General features: G+C 68.4%; 4 protein-coding genes and 1 pseudogene. 2 read left to right on the top strand and 3 right to left on the bottom strand.

Annotated elements, in window-relative coordinates:
* Both GSQ76_RS25295 and GSQ76_RS25290 read right to left on the bottom strand, forming a co-directional pair.
* The coding region (locus GSQ76_RS25295) for a serine hydrolase (RefSeq protein ID WP_158746874.1) at window positions 1-1,243 on the bottom strand (1,243 nt) is incomplete at its 3' end.
* An 87-nt stretch (window positions 1,244-1,330) separates the two neighbouring features.
* The gene (locus GSQ76_RS25290; RefSeq protein WP_158746873.1) at window positions 1,331-2,215 is read right to left on the bottom strand and encodes a GntR family transcriptional regulator; all 885 of its coding nucleotides are present in this window, start codon (window positions 2,213-2,215) and stop codon (window positions 1,331-1,333) included.
* A 97-nt stretch (window positions 2,216-2,312) separates the two neighbouring features.
* Between GSQ76_RS25290 and acnA the strand changes: the two genes are divergently transcribed.
* Both acnA and ltaE read left to right on the top strand, forming a co-directional pair.
* Window positions 2,313-4,961 carry an aconitate hydratase AcnA gene (gene acnA / locus GSQ76_RS25285; protein ID WP_158746872.1) on the top strand — a complete coding sequence of 883 codons (2,649 nt, stop codon included), beginning with the start codon at window positions 2,313-2,315 and terminating at the stop codon, window positions 4,959-4,961.
* Window positions 4,936-6,006 carry a low-specificity L-threonine aldolase gene (gene ltaE, locus GSQ76_RS25280; protein ID WP_158746871.1) on the top strand — a complete coding sequence of 357 codons (1,071 nt, stop codon included), beginning with the start codon at window positions 4,936-4,938 and terminating at the stop codon, window positions 6,004-6,006. The genes acnA and ltaE overlap by 26 nt, the downstream gene beginning before the upstream one ends.
* Here ltaE and GSQ76_RS32165 read toward each other — a convergent pair.
* A pseudogene (locus GSQ76_RS32165) lies at window positions 5,995-6,267 on the bottom strand (nitrilotriacetate monooxygenase); the annotation flags it as partial. The gene ltaE and the pseudogene GSQ76_RS32165 overlap by 12 nt on opposite strands.

Here is a 6,267-nt window from a genome sequence, read left to right as displayed (position 1 = left end):
TCCCCCGCCCTAGCCCAGCCACGATCCGGTGGGTCCCGCGCCCGTCCGACAAAGTGAACACGCACTGGCCGGCGGTGAAGGCCAGCCCTATCTCGGTCACGCCATCCTCGTTCGGCTCCACCACGATACGCCGGCCATCGATCGCCGGCACCAACGGTGAGTTTGCCGCACCGGCCGGCCCCGGCAGGGCCAGCGTCGCCAGGCGATCCCTCAGGGCCGTATCCACCGCCGGGTCACCAGCGACGCCGAACGCCGGGTAGAGGTGGGTCCAGACCGCCGCCATCAGCCGGGGTATGGTGTTCTGCAGCCCGGCGGTGATGGCGATCACCACACCCTTGTCCGGCAACACGATGCATTGCTGGCCGAATACGCCGGATGCCCGGTAGCCGTCATGCGGCGTCATCCACCACTGGTAGCCATAGCCCTCCCGCCGCTCCGCCGTCGCCCGATCGGCCGCCTGGTAGCGCCGCCCGTCCAGCGAGCCCATCCAAACCTCCCCCACCTGGCGCCGCGTCGCCTCCCGCACCCACGCCGCCGGCAACACCTGCTGCCCGTTCCACATGCCGTTCTGCAAATGCAGGATGCCGAATTTCAGCACATCCTCCGTCCCGCACAGCAGCCCATTGCCGCCGGTGCTAATCCCCTCCGGCGACAAATCCCACTGGACCGGGCCCATGCCCAACGGCGCCATCATCCGCGCATGCAAATACTCGTAGACGGTCTGCCCCGTCACCTTGGACACGATCGCGGACAGCATGTAGCTGGAGGCGCTGCTGTAGATGAAGGTTTTGCCCGGCGGCTCGGCCACCGGCTCCCGCAGGAACGCGGCGATCCAACTGCTATCCAGCCCGCGCCACTCGCCGCCGGAAATACCGGTGGCGTGGCCCGTTCGCATGGTCAACAAATCCTCGATCGTCATCGCCCGTAGGTTGGCACTAACGATGTCGGGCAAGTGATCGGGAAAGAAATCGATCACCCGGTCCGTCAGCCCAAAACGGCCTTCGCCCAGCGCCAGGCCTACCGCCGCCGCCGTCCAGCTCTTGGTAGCGGAGTGCTGCATGTGTGGGCGGTCTGCGGCGTATGGCCGCCAGAACCCCTCCGCAACCACCGCGCCAGCACGGAAGATCATCAGGCTGTGCAGTTCCAGCCCGGCGGTGCCAATGTCGTCCAGGAACGCCATCACCCCGGCGGCATCGACATCCTTCTGCGAAGGATTGGCACGGGGCAGACCGACTGTCGTCATCTCATGTCCTCTCGGCTTGCCAAAGCAGCCTGGAAATTGATTGCATTAGGGCGAGCCGCCGGTCAATCGACGGCACCCGCCCCTGGCTCAATCCAGCGGCGCCGCCGATTTTAACGTCAGCGCGTAGTCCAGATGGAATCGCATGAACTCCGCCGCGTCCGAAATCTTGCCGGCCTCCAGCAGATCCAGGATCCGCAGATGCTCCAGGGACTGCCCAATCAGCCGACTGCGGTCGACGGTCTTGCGGTATTCCGCCAGGCGCCGGCTGGCATTCACCCGCTTCAGCGATTCCGTAAAATACGGATTGCCCGAACAGCCGACGATCATCTCGTGAAATTGCGAGTTGATCTCGAACAACCGCGTCCGCGACAGCGTGCGATACTCCCCATCCAGCAAACCCTGCTGCTGCAGGCGCGCCCGGGCAAATGCTGCCGCGTCGACCGTAAAACCAGGCTGCAGGATCGCCGCTGGCTCGATCGCGATGCGAAACTGGTAGGCCATTCGATAGGCCTCGGTGGAGGTGAGGACGGGCAGAAACATCCAGCCTTTGCCGGGTAGGCGCTCGACCCAGCCCTCACGCGCCATGCGGGTCAGGTGCCGCAGCGCCAGGCTGCGCGGTAGCTTATAGCGGCGAATGATCTCGCTCTCGCTCACCCGGTCGGCCAACCGGCCCGACAAACGGTCGTCGGCGATCTGGAAATACGCCTCCTCCCCCGCCTCGGCACCCACGACCGCTGCCACATCGATAGTCGCACTCGCCGGGTTCAGCGCCAGGAAATAGCCGCGATTCGCCTCGCACCGCACGATGCCGTGCGACTGCAACAGTTTCAGCGCGCCATTCACCGGAGACCTGGAGACGCGGAACAGATCGGCCAATTTCTGCGCCGGCAAATGGTCGTCCACCTGCAACGGCTGCTCGCGGGCATAATCCAGGATTCTGGCAGCGATCTGCGGCGTCAACGACTGGCTCATCGTCCCTCCAACCCGGCAAACGCCCCACGACAAGAATTGCATTTCAGTGATGAAAGTGCAATTCTTCCTCACCTCCTAGCGGACAGCCCGTTCCCTCATGACCTCCAGCATCGCCCCCGGCTCCGATCGGCCCGACCGCGTCGTGGATCTCCGGGGCGCCCTGGGCCCCAGCCTGCACCGATTTCCCTGGTCGATGCGGATCTTGATCGAGAACAGCCTGCGCCACAGCCCGGCCCCAGCCGCCGAAGTGGTGGCGCCGTTCCTCGCCTGGCTGGACACCGGCACCAGCACCGCGGAAATCGCCTTCCACCCGGCCCGGCTCATGATGCACGACACCACCTGCGTCCCCGCCCTGGTGGACATCGCCGCGATGCGCGACGCCCTGGCCGCCGCCGGCCAAGACCCGGCCGCGCTCAACCCCGTGCTGCCAGTGGACGTGTCGGTCGACCATTCGGTCGCGGTGGACCGGTACGGCACACCAGACGCCCTCGCTTTCAACACCGCGCGGGAATTGGGCCGCAATGCCGAGCGCTACCGGCTGATGAAATGGGCCGCCGGCGCGCTCACCGGGTTCACGGTGCACCCGCCCGGCACCGGCATCATGCACACCATGAACCTCGAGCAGCTGACCACCGTCACCACCATCGTGCACAACGCCGGGCAGCCTTGGGCCGTGCCGGACACCCTGCTCGGCACCGACAGCCACACCCCGATGATCAACGGCCTGGGCGTGCTGGGCTGGGGCGTCGGCGGGATCGAGGCGGAGAGCGTGATGTTCGGCATGCCGCTGACGCTGCGCCTCCCCGACATCATCGGCGTCCGGCTGACGGGCCGCCTGCGAGAGGGCGTTCTGTCCACCGACCTCGCCCTCGCCGTCACCGAACGATTGCGGCGCCATGGCATGTCGGGCGAGTTCGTCGAATTCTTCGGGCCGGGCGTCGCAACATTATCCTGCGGGGATCGCGCCGTCGTCGCCAACATGACGCCGGAATTCGGCGGCAGCACCGGCTATTTCCCAATCGATGACCGCACCGTCGCCTACCTACGCCAAACCGGCCGCCCCCAATCGGTGTGCGACCATGTGCGTGACACCAGCCACCGCCTGGCCCTGTGGTTCGATCCCGCGGCCACACCGCGCTACACGGTCGTGATCGAGATGGATCTGGACGCGATCACCACCAGCCTCGCCGGCCCGGCGCGACCACAGGACCGCATGGCCCCCGCCGCGGCAGCCCAGGCCCTGGCAACCATGGCGCGCCGCCCCCTGGACCCGGCGATCGCCGACCCACCCGATGGCGCGGTGGCGATTGCGGCGATCACCAGTTGCACCAACACGTCCGACCCACGCCTGCTCGTGGCCGCCGGGCTGCTGGCGCGCCGCGCGCGTGCGCTGGGGTTACGGCCGCCGTCCTGGGTCAAGACATCGCTGGCGCCGGGCTCCCCGGCGGCGGCGCGGTATCTGCGCCGCAGTGGATTGCTGGACGATCTTGAAGCGCTCGGCTTCGGCATCGTCGGCTTCGGCTGCACCACCTGCATCGGCAATTCCGGCCCGCTCGCCCCGGGCATGGTGGCCGCGCTCGACCGTGGCGTCGTCGCCACCTGCGTTCTATCGGGCAACCGCAACTTCCCCGGCCGGGTGCACCCGCAAGTGGAGGCGGGGTTCCTCGCCTCCCCTCCGCTCGTCGTCGCCTACGCCCTGGCCGGGGACATGAACCGGGACATACGGGCCGATCCGCTGGGCCACACCGCCGATGGCAGGCCGGTTTTCCTGCACCAGCTCTGGCCCAGCGGCGCCGATATCGATCTCGCCCTGGCCGCCTCCTGCGAGCCCGATGATTACGCCGCCGCCTTCGCCCAGGCGCATCGCAGCCCGGAATGGGACGCGCTGGGCGCGCCCGAGGGCGTTTTGTTCCCCTGGGACACGGCGTCCACCTACCTCCGCCCGCCCCCCTTCGCCGCGGCCCAACCCATCCGGCTCGGCCAGTATCGTGCCCGGCCGCTGCTGGTGCTGGGGGATGACATCACGACGGACCATATCTCCCCCGCCGGCACCGTGCCGATGGGCAGCGACGCCGCGCACTACCTCACCCAGCGTGGCGAGGATCCAACCGACCTCAACGTCTTCGCCGCCCGGCGCGGCAATTGGGAGGCGATGCTGCGCGGCCTCTACACCAACCGCACCGTGCGCAACCTGCTGCACCCCGACTGGACCGGCGGCCGCACCATCCACGTCCCAACCGGGGACGTGATGCCGGTCTGGCAGGTTGCCGCCCGCTACCAGGCGGAGGCGACATCGACCGTGATCCTGGCCGGCGAACGCTACGGCGCCGGGTCGTCGCGCGATTGGGCGGCAAAGGGCCCGGCGTTGCTGGGCGTGCGCGCGATCCTGGCCAGCAGTTTCGAGCGGATTCACCGCACCAACCTCATCGGCATGGGCATCCTGCCGCTGCTGCTGCCATCCGGCGTCACGACCGCGCAATGGCAGATCGGTGCCGCGGATTGGCTGTCAATCGACGCCCCGGCCGACGCATTGGCCCCGCGCACGCCGGTTCCGGTGCAGCTTTACCGCGCCGATGGGCGGGTCCAGACGCTGTGCACCATCGCCTCCGTCGAAACCGCGCTGGAGGTCGCAACATTGCGGGCCGGCGGGGTGCTGCCCCTCATCCTAGGGCAACGATCCTGGCGCGACGCGCCCACCCGAACCAATGAAAGACCCGATCATGCCACATCCCCTGCCCGCCAATAGCGCCAACGCCATCGACCTGCGCAGCGACACCGTCACCCGGCCCAGCCCGGGCATGATGGCCGCCATGGCCAGCGCGCCACTCGGCGACGACGTGTTCGGCGACGACCCCACGGTGAACGCCTTGCAGGCCGAGGCCGCCGAGATGGCCGGCAAGGAGGCCGGGCTGTTCTTCCCCTCCGGAACGCAGAGCAACCTGGCCGGGCTGATGGCGCATTGCGGCCGCGGCGATGAATACATCGTCGGGCAGCAGGCCCACACCTACCGGTACGAGGGTGGGGGCGCCGCCGTCCTGGGCAGCATCCAGCCGCAGCCGATCGAGAACGCGCCAGACGGCACCCTGCCGCTGGAAAAGATCGAAGCCGCGATCAAGCCGATCGGGGTGAACTTCGCCCGCACCCGGCTGCTGGCGCTGGAGAACACCATCGCCGGCCAGGTGCTACCCGCCGGCTACACCCAACGTGCCGAGGCGATCGCGCGCAAGGCAGGGCTCGCCTTCCACCTGGATGGCGCGCGCGCCTGGAACGCCGCCGTGGCGTCCGGGCAAACCCTGGCCGAAATCTGCCAGCCTTTCGACTCGGTTTCCCTCTGCCTGTCGAAGGGGCTCGGCACGCCTGTAGGGTCGGTCCTGGTGGGTGCCCGCCCGGTGATCGAGTCCGCCCGGCGTTGGCGCAAGGTGCTGGGCGGCGGCATGCGCCAGGTCGGCGTGCTCGCCGCAGCCGGCCGATACGCGATCCAGCACAACATCGCCCGTCTGGCGGAGGATCATTCCAACGCCGCGCTGCTGGCGAAATCGCTGACCGGTCTGCTCGGCGCGGGCGCGGTGCGCTACACCGGCACCAACATGGTGTTCGTCAATCCGGTGCCCGGCCTGTCGTTCCAGGACCTCGGCGCGTTCCTGCAGGCCCGCAACATCCTGGTGGAAGGCGGCTCCGGCCTGCGCCTGGTCACCCATCTGGACGTGTCGACCTACCAGATCAACCAGGTGGTGGAGGCGATCGGCATGTTTCTGGCCGACGCGGGCCGCGCCGCCTCCTCAGCCGCCTAGGGTGGGAGAACCGCCGGCGCCGGCATAGATCGACGCCGGCCGCGCCAGCCCCAGATGCTCGCGCAAGGTCGTGCCTGCATAGTCGGTACGGAACAGGCCGCGATCCACCAGGATCGGTACCACCTGGTCGATGAAGGCCTGCGCCGGGCCGGGCAGGTAGGGTGACATCACCAGGAACCCGTCCGCCGCCCCGCTCGCATGCCATTCCTGCAGGGAGTCGGCGACGTCCTGCGCCGACCCGAACACGACGCGATGGCCGGA

This window comes from Acidisphaera sp. L21 (assembly GCF_009765685.1).
GTDB lineage: Bacteria > Pseudomonadota > Alphaproteobacteria > Acetobacterales > Acetobacteraceae > LMUY01.
This window is presented reverse-complemented; position numbering and strand designations above follow the sequence as displayed.